This window comes from Virgibacillus siamensis, from assembly GCF_900162695.1.
In the GTDB taxonomy this organism is placed as follows: Bacteria; Bacillota; Bacilli; order Bacillales; family Amphibacillaceae; genus Lentibacillus; species Lentibacillus siamensis_A.
The window spans coordinates 135394-160917 of sequence record NZ_FUIH01000007.1 but is presented as its reverse complement, the minus strand read 5'-3'; the positions used below and the strand labels follow the sequence as shown (position 1 = coordinate 160917).

The window sequence follows — 25524 nt, the reverse complement described above, 5'->3', positions numbered from 1 at the left end:
GCATTCCTGTAATGAAAAAATTTGAGGGGAAATCGGAGAAAATGACAAATGCATAAAAAAAGTCCCCTTGGTACGATAGAGAGTGTCATCGCGGTGACCTCGAATTTAGTACCGAAGGAGGACTTCTACAATGGATTTTACACAAAATAATCGATTAGCGCAAATCAATGAACAAACATTAATTATCGGGGTTGATGTAGCCAAACGTAACATGTAGCTCGAGCGATAGATGATCGGGGCCGGGACCTTGCCAAACGGCTGGTATTCACCAATTCGCTGCAGGGATTCTCAGATCTTGTGGATTGGGCTGGCAGCCTGTCTGAAAAGTACAGCCGTCCCAATATCATTATTGGGATGGAACCAACCGGCCATTACTGGCTCAACTTAGCTTATCACATGAAGGCTAAAAGCATCCGCGCAGTTGTCGTCAATCCGATGAAGGTGAAACGGTTCAAGGAAATGGATGATGATTCACCTACGAAAAATGATACAAAAGATGCGAAAGTCATCGCTCAGATCGTGCGAGATGGCCGTTTTCATGAACCTACATTACCAGAGGATGTGTACGCCGAATTACGTGAAGGCATGAAACTCTATGACATTATCCAGGAGGATATGTCCTCGATCAAAGCCCAAATGCACAATGCGCTGGATCGATATTTCCCGGAGTTTCTTAATGTCTTTAAAGATTGGACCGGAAAGGCTGCTTTTTATCTATTGGAAAAGGGCTATTTGCCGGAAGATATCCGTAAAACGTCGGAAGAAGATTTACTTCTTGAAGTCAAAAAGGCTGCCAAACGTGGTGTGGGTATCAAACGCATTCGGGATTTGAAACAGGCGGCCAAAGATAGTATTGGCCTCACAGTGGGATTACGTATGGCACGTCAAGAAATTCGTTATTTGATTGATCAGTATAAGGCTTTTGAAGAACGTCTTATCGCTCTTGAAGCACAATTGGAAGAATTTGTTCTTCATATCCCTGGAGCTGATCAGATGATAGCGATTAAAGGCGTAAGTGCCATAACAGTGGCCGGTTTTTTCGCTGAAGTTGGTGATTTATCGAATTATCAGGATCCACGCCAAATCATTAAATTAAAGGGACTCAATCTTAAGATGAATCAGTCAGGCCTGTTCAAAGGCCAAACAACCATCACTAAGCGAGGACGAAAAAGGCTGCGAAGCTTACTGTATCAAGTCGCACGCCCATTATCCCTGCATAATGAAGGTTTTAAGCAGTTGCATCATTATTATCGTCGTCGATCCGATAATCCGCTGACAGGAAAACAGTCGTTTATCGCATTAAGCCGTAAACTCATCAAGATCTTTTATGTATTAGGTACACGGAAGTGTACATTCAGTGAAGAGCGCATGATACGTGATATTCCCATGATTTCGACATTACAGGAAGTAGCTTAACAAGACGTACAGCTATCGTTTTGAACCACCTTTTGACAATTGAAGCACGGATTAGCCGGTCAGTATTTCATCCGTTAGGGCATAGACCCACCTAAGGAGCATTTCCGGCATCCACCATGGTCAGGTCGAACGAAGGAATTTGCGCGCATAGACGCCGAGAGACATGGGAGGGTCCACCGCCATGAAAACGTGGAGATCCAAGGTGCGATCATAAGATTAATTATCCATTTAATGGAAAATACCCATTAAAGCCTATTCGGTTTAACCTGCTAGTTCCACATTTATCCTTAAATGTAATTAAAAGGATTAAAGGCCGCTATGGACTTCAATTAATCAAAAGAAATTCGGAGAAAAACGAAGCATTTCTAAGAAAATATTAATTTATTGAGGGAGGAAAATGAAAATCATTTTTCCACTATAACGTTTAGCTAGGAATACCAAGCCTATAATCAACAGTATAATTGAAGCGATAGCGGTATAATGAAAACCCATATTTCCATTAGACCATGCAGGTACGCCAATAAAATGAAGCAGTCGATCTGCAACAGGTTCTTCAAAAATGAATTCCCACTTTGATAAAAATGCAACCCCGAGTAGTATAAACCCCATTATAACACACACTTGTTCCATAAATGGTCTATATATAATATTCGAGCTAATCCTAATTAGTGAAAAGCGCCCGATAATTGAACACTGTTTAAAAAATAAAATACCTCTTTAGTCATCTTTTTCCACTAACTTTTTTAACCAATGATTCATTTCCATTGACACCCAGTCTTCAGCTAACAACTTTAATACTTTAGATTCAGGGAGCTCTTTACATAGGTCAGAGACAAATGAGGTTCCAAGAAAATAACCAAGTCGATTGTAACCGAAATGTTCTCCCCCAGATAACCTAAGCCATTCACGTTCCATATTATTTGAATGACCTTCTGCATCAGCTAAAAATGCACTGGCAATCTTTAAATAATTATTATTACAAAAGGTGAGCCATTCCTCCCCACTTCTATCATAGGAATAATAAACACTTTGAGGGTGGCCCTGTACTAATTTTTGTGAGAAATAGGTTGCGACACCTTCTAAATATACTGAATTATGAGCATCCAACCAATCTATTGCCTTCCAATCAATCCCTGCACGATCAAGTATATGATAATGATAACTATGAACCATCTCATGGGCGATGATGATCTCCAGCAGCTCCGAATCTAGCGGCAACTTTTCAACTGCGAGGTAAATTTCAGCCCGATGATCTACAAACGCATTAGAAGCATATAAACCTACAAAGATATGTATGGACACATCTAAGGGAAAACCAAAATATGATTCACTTTTGGTTGCAACCTTCTCAATTACTTCAGGCAATATCTCATTAATTTTTTCTATTCTGCTATAATCATTGAAATAACGTTCCTTAGCAGTATACAATTTTTCATCTGTTTTTTTGCAATAACCACTAAAATACGTTTTAAAGGTATCCGGATTCATTCGATGGTATTCATTAAGATCAAATGATGTTCCAGATTTTTGGAAGTGAAAAAAATCCACTAAAGTGTTATTAACCTTCACTGGGCAATCTCCCCCTTTATAGGATCTATGTTTTCATACCACCTCGAGTATAAATGGCACTCTTCTATTCGATGCCCTCCCGTTTGTTTAACATGTACCTAAAAAATCTATTTGGAGTTCCCTCTCAATTTTTTCATTATCTAAACCCACTTTATAGGCCTTGGCGTTAACCCTTGAACTTACAATTTTATGTATGTCTTGTTCAATAAAATGGATGGCTACACCATCATCAGCTGCTATCCCAGCTTTTAATTGTCCACTTTTTATAAATTGTTGATATGACGGTCTCTGTTTCCCCATCATAATGAGGACAGTTACTACCTTTAAGAAACCCTAAACAATTAATCGGTTCTAGATCGAAACCATATGAGTCTGTAACTCCTTCATCGAACCAACAGACTGAACCAGCACTAATACCTGCTAGAACAGTTCCTTGATTCCAGGCTTCCCTCAAGATTTTGTCTAATCCCCATTCTCTCCACAAAGCTAATAGATTTTTGGTGCTTCCTCCCCCTACTTAAATGATATCCTTTTCCAGTACATAGTCTCTTATATCTCTTGTGGGTGGCTTAAATAATGAAAGGTGGGATGGCTCACAGGTTTGTTATTAAAAAAAGTATAGTACTTTGAAACATAACTATCAGCATCCCCACTTGCGGTAGGTACGAAGCAAACTTTGGGCTTATTTTTGTTTGCCTGTTTTAGTATATAAAGATCAAGTAAAGGATTGTCTGGTTCCATTGAAAATCCTCCACCACCGAGTGCGATGATTTGTCTCATGTCATTTCCCCCCTTACATTTACTAAAATAACTGAATTCATACTCTGTTTCTATCGCAATTGCGCCCGATTATGGAGCAATTCCAGTAAGATGTCAGTTTCTTTTCATTATATATAAACCTATAAAAATTGTTATTACCACCAAAATAATTGAAATTATAGGAACAGACATCCCTCCGTAGCTTACACTGGCTCCTCCTTTCACATAAGCTGCTGAACGCTGAATTGAATTAGAAAGCTGGTCAAATCCAATTGCTATTACAAAAGTAAGAAGGGAAAATCCGATTAAGACTAAACCTGACGTTCGTTTGTCCATATTACTTCACCTCAACTGAACGTTTAATATTCTTCGGGATTGACATAACGATAATAATATTCATGACATAAATAGGCTGCCAAGGCAGTCGATTGTTGTTCAATTTTTGCGCCCGTTAAAGGAATAACAGGTGCTATTTTACATTCTTGGGATTATCCACATAAAAAGATAAAATATATCCGCAGTCATTGCAGTATTCCGCAAAAATAGGCGATGCTGTTCCTCTCTTATGTTCAGGAAACATTTGGACTGGAACAAAAGAAGACGCAAGTATTCCCTTTTTGATTTCCTCTTCCTTACACTTTGGACAAATTAGGTTTTCCATTTTGAATACCTCCAAAAATCTTATTCTACAATATGACTCTTATATGCGATATCGGCGCTAGTCCTTTTAGGGAATAGCGCCCTTTTATTGAACTCTTTACGGTTAAATATTATTGTTTATTTAACCTATCTGCTATATCCCACAATAAACCAACAATAATTCCTAAAAATATTGATATTCCATAAAGGTAAGTCATCTCAGTATCAGTCATAATATCTAAACCAGTATTAACTACCCAACCTGCTGCGCCACCTGCAATGACACTTACTAAAGTTAATCCTTCACTTCTCTTTTTTTCATTTCTGGCCATTATGTAACAACCCCTCGTATAAAATAAATAAGCCGTTATTAAGGCATAACCTGTGTTGTTAGTTATTGAAAATTCTATTCCAGAATATGATACTGACGCTATTACTTATTCCTGATTAGCGCCCGTTTAATGAATAAACTTTTTCCATTCCTCATTATTTTATCTGGTCAATTTTGTTGCTCTGCTTACGCAAAACCCATCAATATCATCGATAAAAGAATAAACAGTACCCAGTAACTGCTGACAAAATTGATGTTGATTGTAATGCCAGCCACTTTTTGTCCTTTAATACTGGCCCATTCACGACTACACACCGCTTTCTAAATCATTGTTATTGATCAATTAATTAGTTGTCTTTAGTCTTTAGGAACCAATTACAATATCATTTTCTCTTAAACATTTGAATAGTCCGCTTTTTTATCATTTCCCAGTCTGTCATTGATCGCATATTCTCTATATCAATATACTCTCTAATATAGTTTTCTAGTGGGTGCAAATATGCGAAAATTATTTGGTCCATTGTCCTTATTAATTGAGATTTATCTTCATTTTCAAAATAATCATAAAAATTTAAATTGGGATCGTCCGAATCTTTATAATGAATCATATTTCTCATTATACTTACTTTCACTGACATATTGTTACTGCTAGTATATAATGCCTTTCTATTGATTGCGTACACTGTCCAATTTTTGATGGAATTAGTGACCCATGGTTGTAAAAATAAAGGGAAGAAGGATGATGTTTTCCTTTTTCCCGTGGTTTTACAAACTTAGATGTAAATATGGTATACGTTACATATTCGAAGATCGAATGGAACATTCTCCTCCATTATAATATACCAGTCTTCTCCCAATTCTAGCCTTGAAGGGATGTTACGTTGTCCAACAATGAGTTCAAATGACTCCCCGCAGAGGAGTGTATATTGATAACCATTTATTTCAACCACCCAGGCGTCTCGATCATATTCATACGTCATTATCCCTTCTGTCATGATAGTTCACCTTCTATGACCAGCTTTACCATATGGTCATCGATAAGCTTTTGTTTATTTTGGGCACCGTAAATGAGACAATGCGTACAAATTTTGTTGACCAGTCTTGGCGTCCCATTCGAAAACTGGAAAATTTCACGTATGGCGGCATCTGTGAAAATGTCACTTTGAGCGCTAACTTCCATTAAATGTTTCCGTATATATTCACCCACCTGAGCACGATCATAGTGCGGAAGCTTACATTGCAGGTCAATTCGCTGCCGAATAGCCGCAAATGATTGGAGCCTAAGCCGATCCCAAAGTTCACTCTGTCCAACAAGGATCAACGCCATCGGACTTTCAGCATCCATTTTAAAATTAAGCAGGAAGCGAACTTCCTCCAACATTTCCCGATCCAAAAGATGTGCTTCATCTACAATAACCACTGGTAATAATCCATGAATACCACGCATCATTTCAATTTGATTGTGCAACTGACGTTTAGCGTCACCACGGTAAAACTTGGACTCGCATCCCAACTGTTCCAACAATCCCTTATAAAAATGTCGCGGTGTTAATTTTGAATCGGCTAGATATAAAACCTTAAAATGACCGGAATCCAGTTCACTCGTAAATCTTCTCAGTGTCGTCGTTTTCCCAGTCCCAGCATCACCTGTCACAACCACAAATAATTGGGATTGGGCTGCATATTCCAATCTCCCGATTGTTTCGTCCAGCATATCCGGATAGTATAATGCGGATGTCAGAATATCCCGCGTAAAAGGGGTACGCGTAAAGCCATAAAACTGATTAAACATGTGACGCACCCTCTTTCTTAACCCTGCGATAGGAGACCGCTGTCTTCTGAACGTCCGTACGGGAAGCATATTGTTCCGAAGCTGCGTCTAACAGTCTAGAGTGCTCCGCAAACTGTTTTCCAAGATGGTCCGGCATCGTTGGTCGTTTCCCAGCGCGTTCGCCAATCACCAATTCACGGGCTGTCCAAGGTGCGTGTCCTTCGTATTCAATTGTTACTTCCGTAATATCCGAAGGATCGTAAACCACATCGACCTTACAGCCGATAAACGATAATCCAACTTCGTATTTTTTTCCCATAAAACTAATACACCCTGATTTATCCACTTTACGTGCTTCACAGTGTAAGAATGCTTGTGCCAATTCTTCTGTACCAACAAACCGTAAGACATTGTCATCGCTACGAAAAGCTGCCTCTGGACTTTGATCTTTACCTAAAGCACTGTGTGGTTTATGCTGATAGCATTCACTCAACCATACGCGAAGGCGCTCATTTAATTGATCCAGCGTTGTCGGTTTCTCCAGTCCAACTTCATCTAAAAAATGACCGACTACTCGGTTGAACCTTTCCACCTTACCGGTCGACTCCGGTGAGTAGGGCTTAGCATATAATAACCGGATGCCTAACTTTGAACAGGTTCGCTTCATCCATTTCGTGCGATATTGTTTCCCGTTATCAAAATAAACAGATTCGGGAACACCGTATAACTGAACAGATTCACGGAAACCCTGTTCCACAATACGTTGATCCATCGTGGGATAAAACCCGGCGTGCAATACAAAACGCGTAGCGTCATCCAAGAACGCCACCAAATAAACTTGTTTTTTCTCGCCACCTGGGCCAATAGGAAGGTACGGCCCGTACTTAATGTCAGAATGCCATAATTGATTACGCGCTTTCCGTTGGAAACGCCGCGCAGCTACACCAGGATCATTGTACATCCGCATATGCCGAGCACTATATCCTTTTTCAGCGAGCTTTTCCTGTAATGTACTTCGCTTCAATTGACCAGGTTCAGCAAGTTTTTCCCATTCTAAAATTTGAATAATCTGGGCAATACTGCGTGTCGGGACTTCTCGACGCAGTAAGATGGCCTGTTCCAATAAATGATGGGGAATGGTCTCCTTGGTTTGCGTGCCTTTTCCTTTTGGTTTTAATCCTTCAAACCCTGCTTGTCGATATTGAGCCAAGTATCTTCGAATGGTTCGTTCAGACAATCCACTTACCTCACAAATTTGCCGTCTGATTTGTCTAGCTTTGGCAGCATCCAACCCATCCGCCAATAATGGGGACAATAATTGTACCCGTTCAGCAGCAATTTCCTGTGCTTTCTTTTGATCTCTCATGCCAAAAAGCCTCCTTTTTAAGCTATTTAACATGAGTTTATCTTAAGGCTGTTTGGACAGGAATGCAGAACGGGTCTGTACCCATAAATGAACATTTACAATGGGACGGACAACTTTCGCCAGCCATCCAACGAATGATTCTCCATTGCGTCCGATTCTTTGGAGCACGGTCCGTGGAGGATCGGACGTGCTCCCCACAGGTAAATCCAATTGAAAGCGCCTGATAATAGAATTGAAACAACCCACAGCATAAGGCCCCCAATTCCGAAACCATTCACGCCAGCGCCCCAATGTCGATTCATCAGCCGGTACATCTATCAATTGATCATCCAGAACCTGTTCGATGCTTTCTGTCCCATAACGCTTGTAGGGGACTAGAAGATCTGGTAGTTCGTGATGAATTTTATGACAGCGTTCACAAAAAAGACGACGTATAATAAGTTTCGCTTTATCTCCGGAATGTCTATACCATACTCTTCGCCGACTACCTGCCACTATTAGAGGACCTTCACAACAAGGACAGTGATTGATTTCCGCACTCCTAACAAAAAACGCCAGGCTCATTCTTCTTCTCAACCAACGTATAATCTGATATACTTACCATATATTGTTTTTTTGGTGGGCGTCTCCAGTGAAATTGTTCCCGCAGTTTCACGTTAATGGGGGACGTCCTTTTCCTTTCTTCAGGTTTTTTCCTCGGTCACTCTATTAGTCTACTTCTGGTCGGACATAACCGTCAACTTCCGGTCTTTTTCGCCTAGCTAAAACAACATATTATTTTCATAATCGTCCAAAATACTTTCTACCTTACCCCCAAAATAATTATCCCAATGCTGAAATTCTTGTTTCATATGTTTTTTTAAGTTTAAAAGGTTATCCATAATTTCATCTGTTTTAAGGGTAGTTAGTCGAATTTGAAAATAATAGTCCAAATCAATTTGGTGTTGAAATTTTTTCATGTATGTTAAATTGAGCCAAAGAACATCACATATCTCTTGCAAAGAAAAAATTAAACGAAGAATTAACGTATTCCTTATGTTATTATCTGTAAAAATTTCATTATGATTAATATCTTTGCACAAATATTTTTCTTCGCTTAATATTTCTCTTGAAGGTAATTCATCTGCATATAACATACCACCAGTGATATCTTCAATTTCAGATATAAGAATACTAACTCTTTCTCCCACATGTGTTGCGAGATTAAACGCTTTAGATTCCGTTTCTTTCATTCTGTTGGTATCAGGCAGATTCCCAGTATTCAAAAATATATAGGTAGAATAAAGGGTACTTCCAACAACCTTACCATCCGTTAAATAAAACCCGAGATTGTTTATGTCACTACCAAAAGTATCTATATGATATTTTAATATTTTTTGAAATATCTTCTGGTTTGCACCTCTCTTTTTAGTATATAGATGCACTTGGTTTCGAATCTCTTTTATCCGATCATCCATTTCAACTTTTTCTTTAAAAAATGTCTCAATTACTTCATAAATAATTAGGCAAATATCCCGATAGAAGGAATAAATATGGGTTGAAAGAAAAGTGGAATTATTAATATTTAACTGTGAAAATCTTTTAATTGCTTGTAAATCCATGTAGGCCGTCTGAATTGCTGACATAGCACAATGTCCTTTCATATTTCTCGTAATATCAAAATAATTTAACACTGTTACTTATTCCTGATTTGCGCCCTCTATTGTTTAACAGTAAAAAATTGTAAAACGGCTTAGTTTACATCACAAAACCATATCTAAAATTTCATTTACCTTCTCAGGGTTTTCTTCAATTTCGTATTTTTCACATAAACTGTTATGGACTTTTATAAATTCGGGTACTATACTGTTTATTACGTTCAGGATCTCATATGGTTCTCGACTACTATGCCAATCTGCGAGAAGTGATAATTGCCAACCTTGCAGTTTACTTCTTTGCCCTTCTATTTTTGCCCAATCTCCAAATGTATTAGGTTGGATTCCTGCTTCCATATACCAAGCAGTTACCATCGAAATTCGCAAGTTATCTAAACAATGTAGGGCATAATACACTTCTTTCCTCATTGTTCTTCTGTATGCTTCATGAACATAAGCAAAAAATTTTGATCTCCAAAACTCTATTTCTTCAACATTTGGCTTATAGGATAATCTCATCGACCTTTCTAGTACATCGTTCACCAATCCATTAGTATCATGGACAATTTTAATATTTTGAAGCCAAACTGAAGGCTGAATGTCTTTCATTTTAAAGTAAAAGGTGTCTACTTTAATGAAGGTATCAAAGTGAGCAATACTGTATGTTGCCCAAGGAAAGTCTTCAAAGAATAAAACCTTCCCCCATTTTTTAGCCCGTTGCTTTTTGTTCAATCTATATTCTTCAAACACTTCGTCTTTGACAACTATACGAAGATCAATATCAGAATATAAATCTGTATTATGATTTCCTATTGAACCACCATAAAAAACAGCTATAATATTTTCATCACTTAGCAAATCCTGTTCAATTGTATTTAATAAAATTTGACGATGTTTTGGAATTTCTAAATCTCTTTTTCTGTGTTTTGTTTCAAATCCCACTCACAACACACCAACTCCTTTAATTAGAATCTTTCGACATTGGATTCGCTAAAAAGGATAAAATCCCTGCTTTCACTCAAAAAATTAACCAATTCTTGCAAGTAAGGACCCCTTTCTTTATTCCAGAAAGGCGCCCGTTTGAGGAAGATCATGGCAGATGGGCATGAGCGCTTTATCTATTATCAAATAAAAAATAAAGAGAGGCTGCATGATTAACAGCCCCCCCTATACGATCGACGAATTATTTTTCTAAAAGCTTTAGAGATTCGCGATTGAATGCAGGAAGATCATCAGGTGTTCTGCTTGTTACAAGGTTTCCATCTACGATTACTTCTTCATCTTTTACAGTTGCTCCTGCATTTTCCAAGTCTTTTCTTACGGAAACAAAGCTTGTTAGCTCTCTACCTTTTAGTTGGTCTGTATTAACGAGAAACTGTGGACCATGGCAAATTGAAAATATGGGTTTATTATCTTGGAAAAATGTTTTCGCAAACTCACTATTCTTCGGATTAATACGTAGTAAGTCAGGAGAAAACCCGCCAGGTACGAGTAATGCATCATAATCGTTTGCATTTACTTCATCTATACCTCTATCTGCTTGTATTTCGTCCCCATTTTTGCCATTGATGGTTTTTTTTGCTTCATTACTGATAATATCTACCGTATGCCCAGCTTCTTTGTAAGCTTTCACAGGATCAGTTAATTCAATTTCTTCTACCATGTCTGTTACAAGGACTGCAATGTGTCGACTCATATAGCACTTCCTCCCTTTATCATTCTCGAATATATTCTAGCAGACTGCCCATAACTTTATTAAGCAGTATGCTCATGAACCGTATTATACACGAACCAAATAACGATGCTCTAACTGACAGGCACTTGTTCCCTTCTACCTTATCGTGTTACATAAACGTGCACTACAATGGCATTTGGGCGCTGGTCTTTATTCCCCAACTGCGCCCGATTGCAGAACATTTATTTTTTCTGTTTAAACCACTCATCCTGAAGAAGACCATACAATACTCTATTGTTGCACTTCTAATCCTTAAAAAACTATACTATTTTACGCTACAAGTGACCCTTTAAATTTTCTATCCACAAGCGTTACCTTTTACTTTTTTCTTAAAAAACCACAAATAAAACTTCCATGAAATATAAACTTGTTTGTGTCGCATCTGGAAAAAGAATCCGATCAGGGTATTCGAGCCAATCTAACTGGACAGCGGCAAGTCCCAAAATCCATGTCATAGCTTGTTTGAACATTAAAATGACAAGGGCTTCTCGAATTTTGTTCTTGGGAACAAAAATACCAAGGAGAATAATAACAATTATTATTGCTGATATTTCGATAGTGTATGCTGATTTCATAATGAACCTTCCTAAAATAACTCGCAGTTTCCCTTGTTTTTTGTTATCCACAAACCATACAACGGATTGCCTAAACTTAATATCTTCCTATTCAACACAATGGCCCATATACGCTATACGGGCGCTGGCAACTTTTATTCTGGATTTGCGACTGATCGGAATAGTTATTACATATTTAATAACACGGCATTATGTAATTTTTTACTTTTAGCACACATTTGAAATGTACCAGCTTTTCCAGTACGCCGTAGACAATGCTGGCCTTTGAATCTTTAGACCTTTTCATTATGTCCCACCTCACGTTTATTTAACAACATTTGGAGAATCAGACCTATTCCTACTCCCGGTACTACAGACAACATAGGTAACCAAACAGGACCCATTAATACCCCAAATAGCGTTATTTTCGATGAATAGATGGTCCCCACGGTCACGAGATAGGATGCAAATACGAATGGCAAAAACGAATACGGTTTTTCTCCTCCACCTGCATCTTTGTATGCATCCCACATTGCAAAAAAGTAAAGACACGGATAAAACATAAGCCATTGGTAGTTAGCCTGTTCAATGGCCATTTCAATATTCCCCTGGAAACTATAAATAATAATTTTGTTAAAATCCCCCCGCACATTGACCAAAAACTCTAAAAAGACCAATACAACCCCTTTGATATATTTTCTGTTGAGGAGTTGTCCAAATCCAGGAAGGGCGATACTCCATAGCAATTTTTCCATAGGGTAAAAACCCCCATTATGAAATTTTATATATCCATTTTTGGTGGTTCTTCAAGCCAGCCTTTAGACATCATGAGCTTAACCCCGTTCCGTTGATATTGAAATATGTCCTTACCGAATATTGCGTTTTGGGCCTGCAAATCATTACGTAAACTAAAACCAGCTCCAAACCCTCCTCCTCCAAGAGCAAGCCCATTTAAAAGATAATTACAAAACATCATGAGCCTCTCGGAAAAAGGAGCTGTTGTGGAACTCGTCACAGTACCTCCAGGTGTAGCTGGTGGTTGAATATCATTTTCAAGAAGAGTTTTTGAAATTTCGCTGATTTGATCTTTGGATAGTCCCTTACCTATCGTAAAGTACTCTTTCACTTCTTCATCTTTGGCCGTTTGGATAAACCCTTCCATCAAATGCATACCCGTAATATTGGTCTCAACAGCATGGTATAGAATTCCAAACTCCACTGTGTTAAGTGGTCGTTTATGACCAAAAATATTGGTACCCTTGGCATAATCTTTATCCGCAATATAGTCGGTAGATTCCGGCATCGTGACATAGTTTGGACAGGATAAAAGTTTCTTTTCTAAGAGATATTCTGTAAAGTAACCATAATAGGTTTCGCTAAGTTTCGAAAGTTCCTGATAAAGCTTGATAATGTCCTTACGATAGGACATTGTTAAATGAAGTGAGTACATCCCCATGCTAATTTCTTTAAGGATCCTGCCGAACATGATATCAAAGCCATTTTCCCATAAATTTGGTGATTCTAAATTGACATCCTTTTCGGTGAACCTTCTGGTGGTGTAGCCCCCTCATTTTCGAACATGGTTTTCATTTCGACGACCTTTTGGTGGAGTTGTTTCCATAAACTTGACATTAGATCTTTGGCCTTTGGATCATCAGCTTTCTCGATAAAATATTCCAACATCCGTAAAATTACACCTTTTTTATGATAAGTCATCCATAGTGCACCGAGTTCAGAGCCACTCATTTTAGGCTTGTTAGTCATATGCATCCCTCCAAAATATACGTGTTTTAACGTATTTTTGCCTCCCTCCAAAAACATATGCATACTTATGAAAAAGGACACCAAAGTCCCCTTCCTTGTTCCATTAACTGGCCCAACAATGGCATATTGAGCGCTGATCTTATTCGATTTTCGCGCCCTCGTATATTATTATTAACCAGATTTTTTCTGGTGTTAATCCTATATACCTATCATTCAAGGTATAATGGATTTAAATCAGAGAGAGGATGTCGTTCTGCGCCCTTGAAGCATTGTCTTCGTGCAATAGACTGGCACCTCTTTCTTTATAGACCTATTCGAATGAGCTGGATGACACTTAGTTGTCGTATATCGAACGAGGTTGGGTATCTGTAAAGTATAGAGGGTTACCTCCTACTCTGATTAATTTCTACATTGGGGTGTTATGATGATTTATCTCGGCATTGATATTGGAAAACGTCATCACGAAGCTGGATTCATTAACGAAAAAGGCGATTCCATTGGAAAAACAGTACGTTTCGCTAATTCTAAAACTGGTAGTGACAGACTTCTTAAATTTATGAATCAACACCAAGCCACACCCGAAAATTGTGTTTGTGGTATGGAAGCCACTGGTCATTATTGGTTATCCGTTTTTTCTTTTCTTCATAAACTTGAGTTTAAGGTTACTGTTTTTAACCCGATGCAATCTGACGCATTACGTAATTTTTATATTCGTAAGACAAAAACAGATGTAAAGGATGCCTTTCTCATTGCTCAGGTGATTCGCATTGACTCCCCAAAAGAAACTCCTTTTATAGAAGAAGATTTACTCCAACTTCGGCATCTTGAGCGTTTACGTTATGCCTTAGTAGACCAAAGCTCAGATATTAAACGAAAGATTATTGCCTTATTAGACCAGGTATTCCCGGAGTATGAACAGATCTTTTCTGATGTTTTCGGCGTTTCTTCCACTGAAATTCTTTTAAACTATACACTACCAGAGGACCTATTAAACATTGACACGAACAAACTAGCTGACTTACTCAACACTGTTAGTAAAGGGCGTTATGGGAAAACCAGAGCCCAAAATAAAGCCGAACAATTAAAGGATAGTGCACAAAATACGTTTGGAGTATCCATCGGTACAGACGTTTTTAAAATGCAGATCCAACTCTTACTAGAACAGATCGAGTTACTTGAAAAACAATTGGTACAAATCGAGGAAACCATGATGGAACTCTCGAATCGACAGGAGCATTTTTTAACGACCATTACCGGGGTGAGTCATATAACGGCTGCCGTTGTGTTGGGTGAAATTGGATCCATTAATCGTTTTGAGCGCCCTGGGCAGTTAGTGGCGTTTGCTGGTTTAGATGCATCCGTTAGCCAATCGGGGGAGTTTAACAGTTCCCATACAAAGATTTCGAAACGTGGCTCCCCTTACCTGAGACGTGCTATTTGGCAAGCAGCATTTGTGGCTAGTTTTCATGACCCTGCATTATCCCTTTATTATCAAAAATTAAGAAATCGAGGCAAGGCCCATGGAACTGCGGTAGGCGCAGTCGCACGGAAATTAACAAACATCATTTTTGCGATCTTAAGAGATGGGCAACCCTATCAACCTCGAGCTTAATCAAATATCAAACAAACATCTTTATAACTTCAATTTTTTAATCACCAAGTAGGTGGTTTATTTGTCATGCAAAATTTTCTGGTGAAGTATAAAAGAATTACAGAAAAGTAATTTTCAAATAATGCTTGACTTTTTATAGCTGGTCTATTCTGGAATAAAATCAGATGGAAATCATATAATAATTTCCCTGATTTCCAAGATTACACCAATCAATTTGATAGTTTCCTTGAATATTGAGGATTTCATCTTTTTGTCCTGTTGGCTTTTTGATTTCTCCGTGTAAAATTTTGTGATCCCGAAAATAAGCATAGATACCGTCAATTTTTGAGCCATTATGAAATAATTTATCTTGTACATACGTAACTGCATAGGTGTTCGTAAAACCAATTTGTTTTACCTGCTCCATAAACTTGATATCTTTAACAAAGCTAAACATTGATTCAGGATACTGACCATTTTTCGGGAATTTTAGTTCAATAGCATACTTTTCATTCTTATCCGAAGAGTAAATAACAATATCCATTTCGCTTTTTACGCATTTGGCATCGTTATTAAAAAAACCAATATTACGTTCAAATTCAACTTTCATTGGCTTCGGAATTACATTTCGTAAAAATATTCCTAGTTCGTGTTGTAGAGAAAATTCATTATAGATTGCAACTGCATTATTTTCGACTTTATTAAAAAACATTTGAATGTATTTTTCAAAATCCATTTCTTTCACTCCTCAAGGCCCACATCCAAACTCAGGATATACGCCCGTAGTTTTTCCCATCATAATTTTTAATTTCTATTAAGAATCTGATAATGATTTAATGACATTACCATCCTTGTCATAAATTTTTACGCCTTTCTTAGATTCATCACTTTCATCGTTGTTATTTGTTTCAGATTCTGTAGCTGATTCGTTCGAATCTTTGCCATCCTCAGCTTTGTTTGAGTCATCACTACAGCCTGCAATCATAAGTAATGAAACCGCCATTAGAATTGTTATAATTTTTTTCATCGTAATTCCTCCAAATTATATATGTATTCTCACTTTCAAATCATACCATAAATAGTGAGCCTTCTTAATAAGTAATCCGCTCACACTCCGGTCCTTTTCACAAGAAATGACGCAAATCCTTATTCAAGAAAAGCGCCCGATTACAGAAGAATACCATTCATTCTGTTTTGTCATTTATATTCTGTTTTATGAAACCAAGTTTATAAAAAATCTTTCCGCTCATCAGTAAATAGAAACCAAATAACAAATTAATAACTGTTGCAACAAGGTTCTGAAGAATAAATTTTGTTTGCTCGCTTGTGTCTAGTCCGTAAACAGATGAAACAAACATTATATTGGATATTATCTGAAACGTTTTTGGAAGGGAATAGATGATTAAAGCCAGCCCTGCCAGTTTCATAAACAGAACAAACAACAAACCAATCCTGTCTTCGTTTTTTTCATTCGAATAACGGAAAGCCATCTCAGTTATGGCTGCACCACCTTTTAACAGGTAAATCCCAATCACCAAAAGTAATATAGGATACACTACTTGAAAGATTAGTGAAAAACGATAATATTTTAAATCGTTACCTGACATCATATCTGGTTGATTATAAACTGAAAAAAATTGAAAAATTACTGGAGCGACCTGAGCAAAGCTCCAAACGATTGTAAGCACGCCAATAATTTTCAAGCCAGCTTGAAAAAAGGTTTTCGGTTGAAACACCTGGTCCCCCTCCTTTAGTTATTTCCATTCAATGACCCTTATATTGGGTATAGGCACTAATATTTGTTCCTGAATAGCGCCCTATAATTGAAGAGTATAATAATATCTAAAGAGTTAACATAAATCCATGGATGCCTAAATAAATTCCTTTTAAGGTTATATCTTTTAAACGACGACATAAGTAGCAAAAAGATACATAGCCCCAATAATAACTGCAGTATATAAAAATGTTTTCCCATTAACACCTTTAGTGATTTGATCTCTTACCCTATCAAATACACCGAAAACGAAACAAATTCCTAAAATGCTAAATAAGATTTTTCCCATTGGTGTTCTGAGCGCATAATAAGGTTTATCAAAAAAGATAATTAAGGTAATGACATCTAAAGCTGCTAATATCAATCCTGCTATACTTAACTTCTTCCAAGTCTCCTCTGACATAGTACCGCCTTCTTTCTAAAAAGTTGCCTAGTTAAACAACTTTGAAACTAATTAAATGTTGTAAACTATTCGATAAAACAGATTTAATAGTATACATTCGGATAAAAAGCCTTATACCCTTATCTAATGAATAAGGCTTAATTAACTTCGGAAACGCGCCCGATTGCGGCACAATAACTATATATATAAATACAATGAACCTGCAACAAAAATTACAAAAGCGATACTGGAAAATGCATATTTTTTCTTTAAAAAGTAATATATGGTCAATGCCAAGGCCATAAACATCCAAAAGGCAATTTCAGCTGCACCTGATAAAAGGTCAACATAAAATAATTCGATGGTCATCCCAAGAAATAATATCATTGCAATAATCGTTGGGAATAATTCTTTTTTCATTGACCTTTTTTGTTGGTTTTCAGTGTAACTCAATATTAATCACCTCATCTCTCTTCAAAACCGCTAATCAGATAATTTAACCTCTTCTCAATTCCTGTTTTCCATTAAATGGTTCTATAAAACAATACTGAAGGCGCTTTTATTCCTGATAAGCGCCCGTTTATTTAACTTCTAAAACGAATGCATAAGAGGCATCACCGTGAGATAAATTTTCTTCCTCTGCGTCCATCCACCATACTCCGTAAGCATAAAAGTAAATTCCTTTTTCAACGGGAGCTTTAAAGTGATTATCTTCCACTTCTACTTCAGTTTCATTGCCATTACTAATCCGCGAAAGATGAACTTCGTTAGGCTTTGGAGTATAGTCCATTCCAAAAGTTATACTTTCACCAGCTTGAACTTGTATAGGATCCTTATCTTTTAATAGTTCAGCTGGTCCAACTTTATCAACACACTTAGTTGTCCAGCAGTATGAACCCAGTTTAGTATCATACTTTTTGTTATCAATCTTTATATAAGCATTGGGAGGACTATCCCCTGTTAAGTCCCCATTTTCATCTGTATTTTTCGAAAATATGCCATTGCAACCACATAATATAAAAACCAACAATAAGATAGCTACGACAGTAAACTTCTTCATTTCTCCCACCCTAAATTAGACGTTAATGCTTATAAAATGTTTCATACGTATTATTCAATTATCTTGCCCTAAGCGGAATTGGCGCTATTCCTTATTAGGGAAAAGCCCCCGATAATAGAAGACCCAAAATTTACTAAATAGGCTCAATTAAATAAAGCTATTGAATAGCTTCATTCTTGATTCTTTTAAAGATTCTGGTGTATACATTTTTTATATTCTTATCGTTTTCTTTGCCATTGTATAGACCATATCCCCAGTAACGACCTTCACCATTTGTTGTTGTATATCCCACTGCATATATATCCTTATTGCTTAAATCCGATGCTTCTTCATATGATAAATCTTCTTTTGTAAAGGCAAGATATATTTTTTCAGATTGAATAAAAAAGAACGGAATCTTTGAAGTCTTATATATATTTGCATATTCTTTTTTGGCTGCCTGATGTAGATATTCTTTCATTATAAAAATTGCGTCAAATTGCTGCTGATTTAAACTATGGAGCTTTTTCAGTTCATCTATCGTGCTGAAATGAATCAACCCTTTTTCCTTAACTTCAGGCAACTCCCCAACTACTGCTATTTTCAATGATTGCCCTTCATACGACCCAAACGTTGGCTTTTCGATCTTCATTCCATCGTGAACTGAGTCAGCAGTATCTCTGTTATTTAGTTTATTTTTATCTTTATCATCTTCGTTAGATACTAACAGAACACCGACAATTAAAATTGAAATAGATATAATAATAGCTAAGAACTTCTTTATATTCACGTTCTCACCCCCTATGCCGTTTCTGTGCCCATTTGCTTAACAGTATTTACAAATTACGGTTTAGACCTTTTAAAGAAACTTCTCCCCTTAAACAATATTTTTTCCGCAATATGACCCTTCAAAGCAAAAGTAGGCGCAAATCTTATTCAATTCTTGCGCCCTTTTGCTGAAGAGCTGGTTCAAGGCTTTCAATTAATTCATTACACATTAAATTGCTAAGTTGAATAGCTAATGAATAATGCAAACCAAACAAAGGCAAATCCAAAATGAGCAAGATATGTCTTTCTGGATTTCTTTTGAAGATATTTTTCAATACCATCAAATATAGAACCAACTCCTACTAATATGAAGATCCATTTAATAAAGCTGAAATCTAAACCATTGATAATGCCAAATACAAATAATGTGACCGTTAATATTGCAATTATCCATCTAATTATTATCATTGGTTTTGTGCTTTTTTCTTGCTCTTGTTGTTTCTGGAAAAATACACCTATTTATAACACCCCTTTGTTGTCTACTGGTTCAATAAGCCTCGTTCATCACAATGGCCCGATTCAGAAAAATGCCCTCTTATTCGATTAGAGCGCCCTTTTATTGAATAGTGATTGCTATAAATTAATCAAGGTATGGGTTCCCGTACTTTTCACAATAATTATAAAACCCGTACTTATTCATATACATCATCTTTCCGATATTTTCGGGAGTATCAAATTCAATTAATTCCAAAACTTCTTTAGTAAATTCAATAGGTGCCGTTCCATTTGCAGTGACCAAGTTTTTATCTTTTACTGCTTGTTTCTCCAGAAAATTTCCCTCAGGATTATAATTTTTATAATCATTCCAAACATAAACTGAATTACCAGTATGATTATGATCATTTAGAAAGCCGTTTTTTGCTAAAAAATCCACTGCACCGCATATAGCTCCTATAGGAATGTTATTTTGAAATGTAGTTCTGATTAACCGTAAAAGCTCCTTATTATCATCACTCCATGAATTTCCACCAACCATTACTAGTAAATTAAAATCTTCAGGTTCAGACCCAATGATATAATCAACAGAAGTTTGAAAACCACCTATTGAACTTACAATACCATCCAAAGAAATAGTATCAACGGACCAATCTTCTCTTTGATTTAATGTCGATGATAAGTAAGCACCTTCCCAATCTGCATACTCTTCTAATATAAGAAATAACGCCTTTTTCATAATGACATCTCCCCTCTTAATAACTATCCTATAGAATCATTTTATGAGTGTAACTGTTCAATAAAATAGCCCGATGAACCAATAAGGACGTGGGTTATTTATTCGATTACCGCGCCCGATTGCTTAGATACTGCATTGTTGATGTCTGAACTCAAAGGCTCTATTCCCCCTTTGATTTTCGCTTTGTGTAAAGTACATAAATAGCGTTCCCAATCGTTACAATTATTGCTGCGGTTAAAAGACCAAGCATTAGATATATATCATAATCGAATATTAAGAACAAAATAGCTGCCACAACAAATGCTTCCCCAACCTCCGATAGCAAAACGCCACGGATGTTCTTTATTATTAAATAACATAATAATTTACCCCCTTACTTGTTCTGCATAATGGCCCGATTCGGACACAGTGCTTCTTCCATAACTGCGCCCGATTGGTGAATACTCTTCACTTCTTACTAACTATGATTTTATTTGCGACCATTTTGTTTTCAGGGTCATTATTCCATTCACCTTTTACCCAAATTTCCACCTTTTGATCAGCCTTTAATTTTGAGAATTCATTAACGGTTCCCTTGATCTCAGTTTTGTCATCAACAAAAACTTCATAAACTGGATATGAAGCCTCAGGTTCAACGTCATCTGTCACAACGGCAATGCTAGATTCTTTCACCTCATGAACGATACCTTGAAAGTCTGATCTATTTCCACATCCCGCTAATAAAGCACTTACAAACAAAACCATTACAAAAAGAAATATTCTTTTCATTGGTTATATCCCCCGATTCAAAACCTTTTGTAATGTTAAACGAATTGGATTCATTATTGGTTTCAAATTCATTATACAATATGGCTCTTATATGCGGTATGGCACTAATCCTTATTAGGGAAAACCGCCTTTTGTGGTAAACGGGAAACACTTACTTATTGTCGCACTCCCATTAAAAAGCCAATCGAATCTTTTTCAAATTGCTTACTTTCTTGGAAAGCACCGTGTCCCAAATTAGGATACATAACAAGATGACTCCCTGTGATTTGCTCTGCAATTTTTCTGGAGGCTCCTCCTCCCAAAACTTGATCCTTTTCACCACCTACTACAAGAGTAGGACATTTTATCATTTGCATCCGTTCATATGCATTATGATTGAGACAGGCATTGGCTTGGGCTAGGAAATTTTGAATGCTTTGTGGTTTCCCTTTTCTCCTTAATAGAAAATAAAATGGTCGATATTTCCAAAGGTACCGATCCGTATAGGTTTTCTCCATTGTATCAATGGTAAAATCTCCATACTTACCGTCTTCAACCATCCTTTTCCAGTCTCCTATAACCCTATTGGACTTTTGGTTTGGTTTCGATGATGATACAGCAATGATAAGTTTTTCAACGTATTCGGGATAGTCCGCTGCTAAATGTTGAACAATCATTCCGCCCATCGAAACCCCCATCACATAGGCGTATGTAATATTTTGGGCATCCATAAAAAGTTTAATATCTTTAGCCATATCACGGGTCGTATAACCTTTTGGTAGTTGGTTTTTTCGACTACAAACAAAAACCCGATACACTTTTGCGTACTTTCGATAAAAGTAAGCTAATGCATTTGAGGATTTTTCTACATTTTGAACGCCATCACCTAATCCCGGAATAATGATAAGTTGCTTTTCACCTTTACCAAAAACAACATAATTCATTTCAGTGTTACTTATTGGGAAAGTTTTTGATTCAGCACAGAACACTGCCATAAACCCCTTTATCCTTTATTTAATAAAATGGCTTTTATCATCAATTCGAGCGCAGACCCTTGTTCAAGAAGCGCGCCCGCTTGCGGCATAGTCAAATTAGGTTCTTAATTTTCTTTTTCGACTCCATTGACTTTGAATAATAAGGAATACTACCCAAACCAAAACAAAACTGCAATGTAGAATAAACGCATATTGCAATTGAACATTGGCAAGGTCCTTGCTGCTATTTCCATAATCAACATCCATAAAAATATCGATATGGATCAAATCCATTATAATAAAAATGATAGCTACTACGATTCTTATGATAAGATTCTTTACTAAAAAGACACCGATAATCAATGAGAACGTTCCTAAAAATAAAATACTGTGAACTAACATCATATCGCCAATCGTGTCTGGCACCACCGAATCTCCAACAATGGCCATATAGAAAAAGAACGCTATTGCGTTCAAAGCAAAGCCAAACAAAAAAATGAAACCTTTTAATATTTTCGTAACCATTTAAACTCTCCCATTCTATAATCCCGCCCCCTTTTTTATGGACCTTAGATGTAATACCGGTTGCTAATCCTTATTAGGGAATAGCCCGTTAATTTAGGAAGCACTTTCCTTTCTCATTCTGGAAAAGCTAAATAATGCCATTACTAAACAAATCATACTCAATGCCCAAACAAACCCAGAAATACCTATCCGGAGTGAAATTTCTTCCGATGCCATCGGATGAGTATAGTCAAAAGCAATAGCCTTTAATGCAAAATATGTTGCAACAGAGAACAATAGTAAATGCAATAATGTCCAGATATATCCTAGACTGTGGTTTTTATTTTTCACCCAGAGAAAAACTGTAATTAGAATTGTAATTCCCATAACAATTGAAAATCCACCAATCAACAATCCCATCACTTCTTGCTCTAATGGCATAGAACACCTCCAATTCAAATTTCTTATCCCATAATCCGACTCGGTTCAGGCATATATTCAATTCTTGCACCCGTTTAATGAAGAAACTTTTTCCATTCCTCATTATTTTATCTGGTCAATTTCGTTGCTCTGTTTACGCCGAAACCCGTCAATATCATCGATAAAAGGATAAACAGTACCCAGTAACTGTTGCTACCAACTGCTAAAATTACTCCTGTGACTGCTGACAAGATTGATGTTAATTGAAATGCCAACCACTTTGAATCTTTTAATACTGGCCAGTTCACCACTACACCTCCTGAATGAATATGCCTAACCCTCACGTAACTTGCTTAATGCTAAGAATTGGAATTATATACTTGATTGTAGACTCTATTGGCTTCTTCATATGTAGAATGAGGCACATATACCCTGATTACCTTATCGCCATTACCAAATGAATCCATCATTTCAGTTTGTTTAAATTTCTTTTTTTAGCTTTAATTCCATTCTCATTCAACCTTTCTATAAGAGTATCTATCTGCCGAATATCGGATTCATTATTATCCTCATATTCTAATTTAGTTTCAATCACCATTTCCATTAATATAGAATTTTTCTTAGATAGACTATATATGTGGAAACAATAAATAGAGAAATATATAACACAACAGGAAATAATAATCCAAGATAACCAAGATAACATTTAGTTAATTCTTCCTTTCTTAATGGATTGATAAAGATAATTTCATCTTTTCACAATTCTCATTTTATATTAACATAAATATCCAATAAATTATTTTGAATCATTCAATTATCATGCTAAAAATGGGCACATTTCTTACTACAGAAATGTGCCCTTTTATGGAATAAATGGTAAGTTTTCAAATTTTTAATTATCATGCATTCATGAACACTTCTTCCAAGGTCGATTCCTCTACTTTTAATTCATACAATTGAACTCCTGACTCAATTAACCCTTCGGAAAGTTTAGGGATTTCTTCATCGGAAGCAACATTCAATAATGAATACTCTTTTTTTTGACCAACAAAAGTTAAATTTATACCAAGATCAATCGAAAGCTCCAAAGTTTTGGAAGCTGTAAGATTAGGTTTTGTCCGGACTGATACTCCAATTCCTTTTGCTGCTTCTGTTTTTAACTCACGTGGTGTTCCTAATTTCTTAATCACTCCATCACTAATAATTCCTACCCTGTCACTGATTTTCTCGATTTCATCCAGGTTGTGAGACGTAAGAAAAATAGTTTTCCCCCTTTTTTGCAGCTCTGTTATCATTTTACGGATATCAATTGCCGATTCAGGGTCGAGTCCTGAAGTGGGTTCATCAAGAAATAAAATTTCCGGATCACCCAACAATGCCTGTGCAATACTGATTTTCTTTTTCATGCCAAAAGAATAGGTCTTAATTTTTTTCATACCTGCTCCTTCTAGCCCCACTCTATGTAAAAGGTTCTCATATTCTTCTCTAGGACGCTTATCTCCAACGATACTTCCCATATATTTCAAAAAGTTGATCCCTCTCATATCGCGATACAGATTAGAAATATCCGGCATTACACCAATTCTTTCTTTCACCTTATCCAATTGAACTCCTGGAATATCAAATATATGAAAAGTTCCCGAAGTTTTATTAATAATACCAGTAAGTGTATGAATCAACGTTGATTTCCCTGCTCCATTGTGTCCTACAAATCCGAAAACCTCCCCTTTGTACACAGATAAACTAATTCCTTTTAGCACTGTTGATTCGCCATAACTTTTCATCAAATTTTTCGCTACAATTACCTTTTTTGTCATTTATAAATCCCTTCTTTTCATAATTAAAATTGAAATAACAAAGAAAGAAACTCCGATTATAATTGGAAAGATCATAAACATAATGGAATGACTCAGATAGTAAAATGGCAAAGTGAACTTAAACGGAATAAAATACCACCTATCTACCAAAAGTGAAATCCCGTTAAGGATTGGCAATACAATTGCAAGCAAAATACCGAGAAACATGGACAATTTAGTCTTTTGAATAACTGTCGAAATGAGAAGCACGAAGGTAACTAAATAGAACAATAGACATATGGTTTGTATGTAATCTTTTATAGACCAGGATCCTGAAATAATGAAAATCACACCATATGTAACTGATATTGTCGCAATCCAGAATAAAAAAGTACCCAATAATTTACCAAGCATAATTTGAAATCTCGATGCTTTTGTTACAAGCAGTCTTATTGTCCTCATTTCAATTTCACTGTTAATGATGTCATGGGAGATTGCAAAGACAAATAAATATCCAAATACTAATATGACAGCTGATACAGCACCAGTATAAACTGCATCAACACTTATACTTTCACCGCTCATGACTATCTTATTAATCAAATCTTGATGATCTTTTAAAAAGTTGGCAGAAAAATAAGCAATGAATGTTAAAAATAATATAATTAACACCGAACGAACACTTTTAAAAGAATCAACAAATTCACGTCTCAATATATAAATCATTTTCATCCCCCATTTTTGAATCTTATTGAAC

At 36.5% G+C, this 25524-nt stretch carries 31 protein-coding genes and 2 pseudogenes; 2 read left to right on the top strand and 31 right to left on the bottom strand.

What is annotated here, in order from left to right:
* Positions 1 to 130: 130 nt before the first annotated feature.
* Positions 131 to 1416, top strand: a pseudogene (locus B1K71_RS04440) (IS110 family transposase).
* A 717-nt stretch (positions 1417 to 2133) separates the two neighbouring features.
* Here the strand turns inward: B1K71_RS04440 and B1K71_RS04430 are convergent.
* The 15 genes and pseudogenes from B1K71_RS04430 to B1K71_RS20105 form a co-directional block, all read right to left on the bottom strand.
* On the bottom strand, positions 2134 to 2985 hold the full coding sequence (locus B1K71_RS04430; RefSeq protein WP_077324795.1) for a hypothetical protein: 852 nt from the start codon (positions 2983 to 2985) through the stop codon (positions 2134 to 2136).
* Between the two features lie 87 nt (positions 2986 to 3072).
* A pseudogene (locus B1K71_RS04425) lies at positions 3073 to 3765 on the bottom strand (Type 1 glutamine amidotransferase-like domain-containing protein).
* A gap of 93 nt (positions 3766 to 3858) precedes the next feature.
* Entirely contained in the window at positions 3859 to 4080 is a 222-nt protein-coding gene (locus B1K71_RS04420) for a hypothetical protein (protein ID WP_077324794.1), read from the bottom strand.
* A 434-nt stretch (positions 4081 to 4514) separates the two neighbouring features.
* The gene (locus B1K71_RS04410; protein ID WP_077324792.1) at positions 4515 to 4715 is read right to left on the bottom strand and encodes a hypothetical protein; all 201 of its coding nucleotides are present in this window, start codon (positions 4713 to 4715) and stop codon (positions 4515 to 4517) included.
* 772 nt (positions 4716 to 5487) lie between these two features.
* Positions 5488 to 5709: a DUF5348 domain-containing protein gene (locus B1K71_RS04400; protein ID WP_077324790.1), complete on the bottom strand. Its 222-nt coding sequence runs from the start codon at positions 5707 to 5709 to the stop codon at positions 5488 to 5490.
* Positions 5706 to 6506, bottom strand: a complete 801-nt coding sequence (locus B1K71_RS04395) for an ExeA family protein (protein ID WP_077324789.1) — start codon at positions 6504 to 6506, stop codon at positions 5706 to 5708. Before B1K71_RS04395 ends, B1K71_RS04400 begins: the two co-directional genes overlap by 4 nt.
* Complete coding sequence (locus B1K71_RS04390) at positions 6499 to 7851, bottom strand: DDE-type integrase/transposase/recombinase (RefSeq protein WP_077324788.1); 1353 nt, start codon at positions 7849 to 7851, stop codon at positions 6499 to 6501. The genes B1K71_RS04395 and B1K71_RS04390 overlap by 8 nt, the downstream gene beginning before the upstream one ends.
* A gap of 42 nt (positions 7852 to 7893) precedes the next feature.
* The gene (locus tag B1K71_RS04385) at positions 7894 to 8415 is read right to left on the bottom strand and encodes a DUF6431 domain-containing protein (RefSeq protein WP_281250313.1); all 522 of its coding nucleotides are present in this window, start codon (positions 8413 to 8415) and stop codon (positions 7894 to 7896) included.
* A gap of 197 nt (positions 8416 to 8612) precedes the next feature.
* Positions 8613 to 9476 (bottom strand): hypothetical protein, encoded by an 864-nt coding sequence (locus B1K71_RS04380; RefSeq protein WP_139343296.1) that lies wholly within the window; start codon positions 9474 to 9476, stop codon positions 8613 to 8615.
* 117 nt (positions 9477 to 9593) lie between these two features.
* A complete protein-coding gene (locus B1K71_RS04375; protein ID WP_077324786.1) occupies positions 9594 to 10427 on the bottom strand; it encodes a hypothetical protein in 834 nt (277 codons plus the stop codon).
* Positions 10428 to 10668: 241 nt separating this feature from the next.
* On the bottom strand, positions 10669 to 11181 hold the full coding sequence (locus B1K71_RS04370) for a type 1 glutamine amidotransferase domain-containing protein (protein WP_010530576.1): 513 nt from the start codon (positions 11179 to 11181) through the stop codon (positions 10669 to 10671).
* Between the two features lie 368 nt (positions 11182 to 11549).
* Complete coding sequence (locus B1K71_RS04365; RefSeq protein ID WP_077324785.1) at positions 11550 to 11795, bottom strand: CBO0543 family protein; 246 nt, start codon at positions 11793 to 11795, stop codon at positions 11550 to 11552.
* A gap of 272 nt (positions 11796 to 12067) precedes the next feature.
* The gene (locus B1K71_RS04360; protein ID WP_077324784.1) at positions 12068 to 12529 is read right to left on the bottom strand and encodes a hypothetical protein; all 462 of its coding nucleotides are present in this window, start codon (positions 12527 to 12529) and stop codon (positions 12068 to 12070) included.
* A 26-nt stretch (positions 12530 to 12555) separates the two neighbouring features.
* On the bottom strand, positions 12556 to 13260 hold the full coding sequence (locus B1K71_RS04355) for a DUF3231 family protein (protein ID WP_245799155.1): 705 nt from the start codon (positions 13258 to 13260) through the stop codon (positions 12556 to 12558).
* A 35-nt stretch (positions 13261 to 13295) separates the two neighbouring features.
* The gene (locus B1K71_RS20105; protein WP_245799152.1) at positions 13296 to 13538 is read right to left on the bottom strand and encodes a DUF3231 family protein; all 243 of its coding nucleotides are present in this window, start codon (positions 13536 to 13538) and stop codon (positions 13296 to 13298) included.
* Positions 13539 to 13962: 424 nt separating this feature from the next.
* Here B1K71_RS20105 and B1K71_RS04350 point away from each other — a divergent pair, with 424 nt between their 5' ends.
* Positions 13963 to 15150, top strand: a complete 1188-nt coding sequence (locus tag B1K71_RS04350) for an IS110 family transposase (protein WP_077324783.1) — start codon at positions 13963 to 13965, stop codon at positions 15148 to 15150.
* Between the two features lie 160 nt (positions 15151 to 15310).
* Here the strand turns inward: B1K71_RS04350 and B1K71_RS04345 are convergent, their stop codons facing one another.
* From B1K71_RS04345 to B1K71_RS04265, 16 genes are all read right to left on the bottom strand, one after another.
* Positions 15311 to 15865 carry a hypothetical protein gene (locus B1K71_RS04345; RefSeq protein ID WP_077324782.1) on the bottom strand — a complete coding sequence of 185 codons (555 nt, stop codon included), beginning with the start codon at positions 15863 to 15865 and terminating at the stop codon, positions 15311 to 15313.
* Between the two features lie 78 nt (positions 15866 to 15943).
* The gene (locus B1K71_RS04340; protein ID WP_077324781.1) at positions 15944 to 16156 is read right to left on the bottom strand and encodes a hypothetical protein; all 213 of its coding nucleotides are present in this window, start codon (positions 16154 to 16156) and stop codon (positions 15944 to 15946) included.
* Positions 16157 to 16313: 157 nt separating this feature from the next.
* Positions 16314 to 16865: a hypothetical protein gene (locus B1K71_RS04335; RefSeq protein WP_077324780.1), complete on the bottom strand. Its 552-nt coding sequence runs from the start codon at positions 16863 to 16865 to the stop codon at positions 16314 to 16316.
* Positions 16866 to 17030: 165 nt separating this feature from the next.
* Positions 17031 to 17306: a hypothetical protein gene (locus B1K71_RS04330; protein WP_077324779.1), complete on the bottom strand. Its 276-nt coding sequence runs from the start codon at positions 17304 to 17306 to the stop codon at positions 17031 to 17033.
* A 177-nt stretch (positions 17307 to 17483) separates the two neighbouring features.
* Positions 17484 to 17738 (bottom strand): hypothetical protein, encoded by a 255-nt coding sequence (locus B1K71_RS04325; protein ID WP_077324778.1) that lies wholly within the window; start codon positions 17736 to 17738, stop codon positions 17484 to 17486.
* Positions 17739 to 17865: 127 nt separating this feature from the next.
* The gene (locus B1K71_RS04320) at positions 17866 to 18345 is read right to left on the bottom strand and encodes a hypothetical protein (protein ID WP_077324777.1); all 480 of its coding nucleotides are present in this window, start codon (positions 18343 to 18345) and stop codon (positions 17866 to 17868) included.
* Between the two features lie 157 nt (positions 18346 to 18502).
* On the bottom strand, positions 18503 to 19114 hold the full coding sequence (locus B1K71_RS04315) for a hypothetical protein (RefSeq protein WP_077324776.1): 612 nt from the start codon (positions 19112 to 19114) through the stop codon (positions 18503 to 18505).
* A 142-nt stretch (positions 19115 to 19256) separates the two neighbouring features.
* Positions 19257 to 19436, bottom strand: coding sequence for a hypothetical protein (locus B1K71_RS04310; protein WP_077324775.1), 180 nt, complete (start codon positions 19434 to 19436; stop codon positions 19257 to 19259).
* Between the two features lie 296 nt (positions 19437 to 19732).
* The gene (locus tag B1K71_RS04305) at positions 19733 to 20326 is read right to left on the bottom strand and encodes a type 1 glutamine amidotransferase family protein (protein WP_077324774.1); all 594 of its coding nucleotides are present in this window, start codon (positions 20324 to 20326) and stop codon (positions 19733 to 19735) included.
* Positions 20327 to 20773: 447 nt separating this feature from the next.
* On the bottom strand, positions 20774 to 21094 hold the full coding sequence (locus tag B1K71_RS04300; RefSeq protein WP_077324773.1) for a hypothetical protein: 321 nt from the start codon (positions 21092 to 21094) through the stop codon (positions 20774 to 20776).
* 155 nt (positions 21095 to 21249) lie between these two features.
* Positions 21250 to 22068 carry an alpha/beta fold hydrolase gene (locus B1K71_RS04295; RefSeq protein ID WP_077324772.1) on the bottom strand — a complete coding sequence of 273 codons (819 nt, stop codon included), beginning with the start codon at positions 22066 to 22068 and terminating at the stop codon, positions 21250 to 21252.
* Between the two features lie 96 nt (positions 22069 to 22164).
* A complete protein-coding gene (locus tag B1K71_RS04290) occupies positions 22165 to 22572 on the bottom strand; it encodes a hypothetical protein (protein WP_077324771.1) in 408 nt (135 codons plus the stop codon).
* Between the two features lie 93 nt (positions 22573 to 22665).
* On the bottom strand, positions 22666 to 22992 hold the full coding sequence (locus tag B1K71_RS04285; RefSeq protein WP_175631835.1) for a hypothetical protein: 327 nt from the start codon (positions 22990 to 22992) through the stop codon (positions 22666 to 22668).
* Between the two features lie 107 nt (positions 22993 to 23099).
* Positions 23100 to 23279: a hypothetical protein gene (locus B1K71_RS04280; RefSeq protein ID WP_077324770.1), complete on the bottom strand. Its 180-nt coding sequence runs from the start codon at positions 23277 to 23279 to the stop codon at positions 23100 to 23102.
* Between the two features lie 591 nt (positions 23280 to 23870).
* Complete coding sequence (locus B1K71_RS04270; RefSeq protein ID WP_077324768.1) at positions 23871 to 24788, bottom strand: ABC transporter ATP-binding protein; 918 nt, start codon at positions 24786 to 24788, stop codon at positions 23871 to 23873.
* Entirely contained in the window at positions 24789 to 25493 is a 705-nt protein-coding gene (locus B1K71_RS04265; protein ID WP_077324767.1) for an ABC transporter permease, read from the bottom strand. It abuts the gene before it with no gap.
* Positions 25494 to 25524 lie beyond the last annotated feature (31 nt).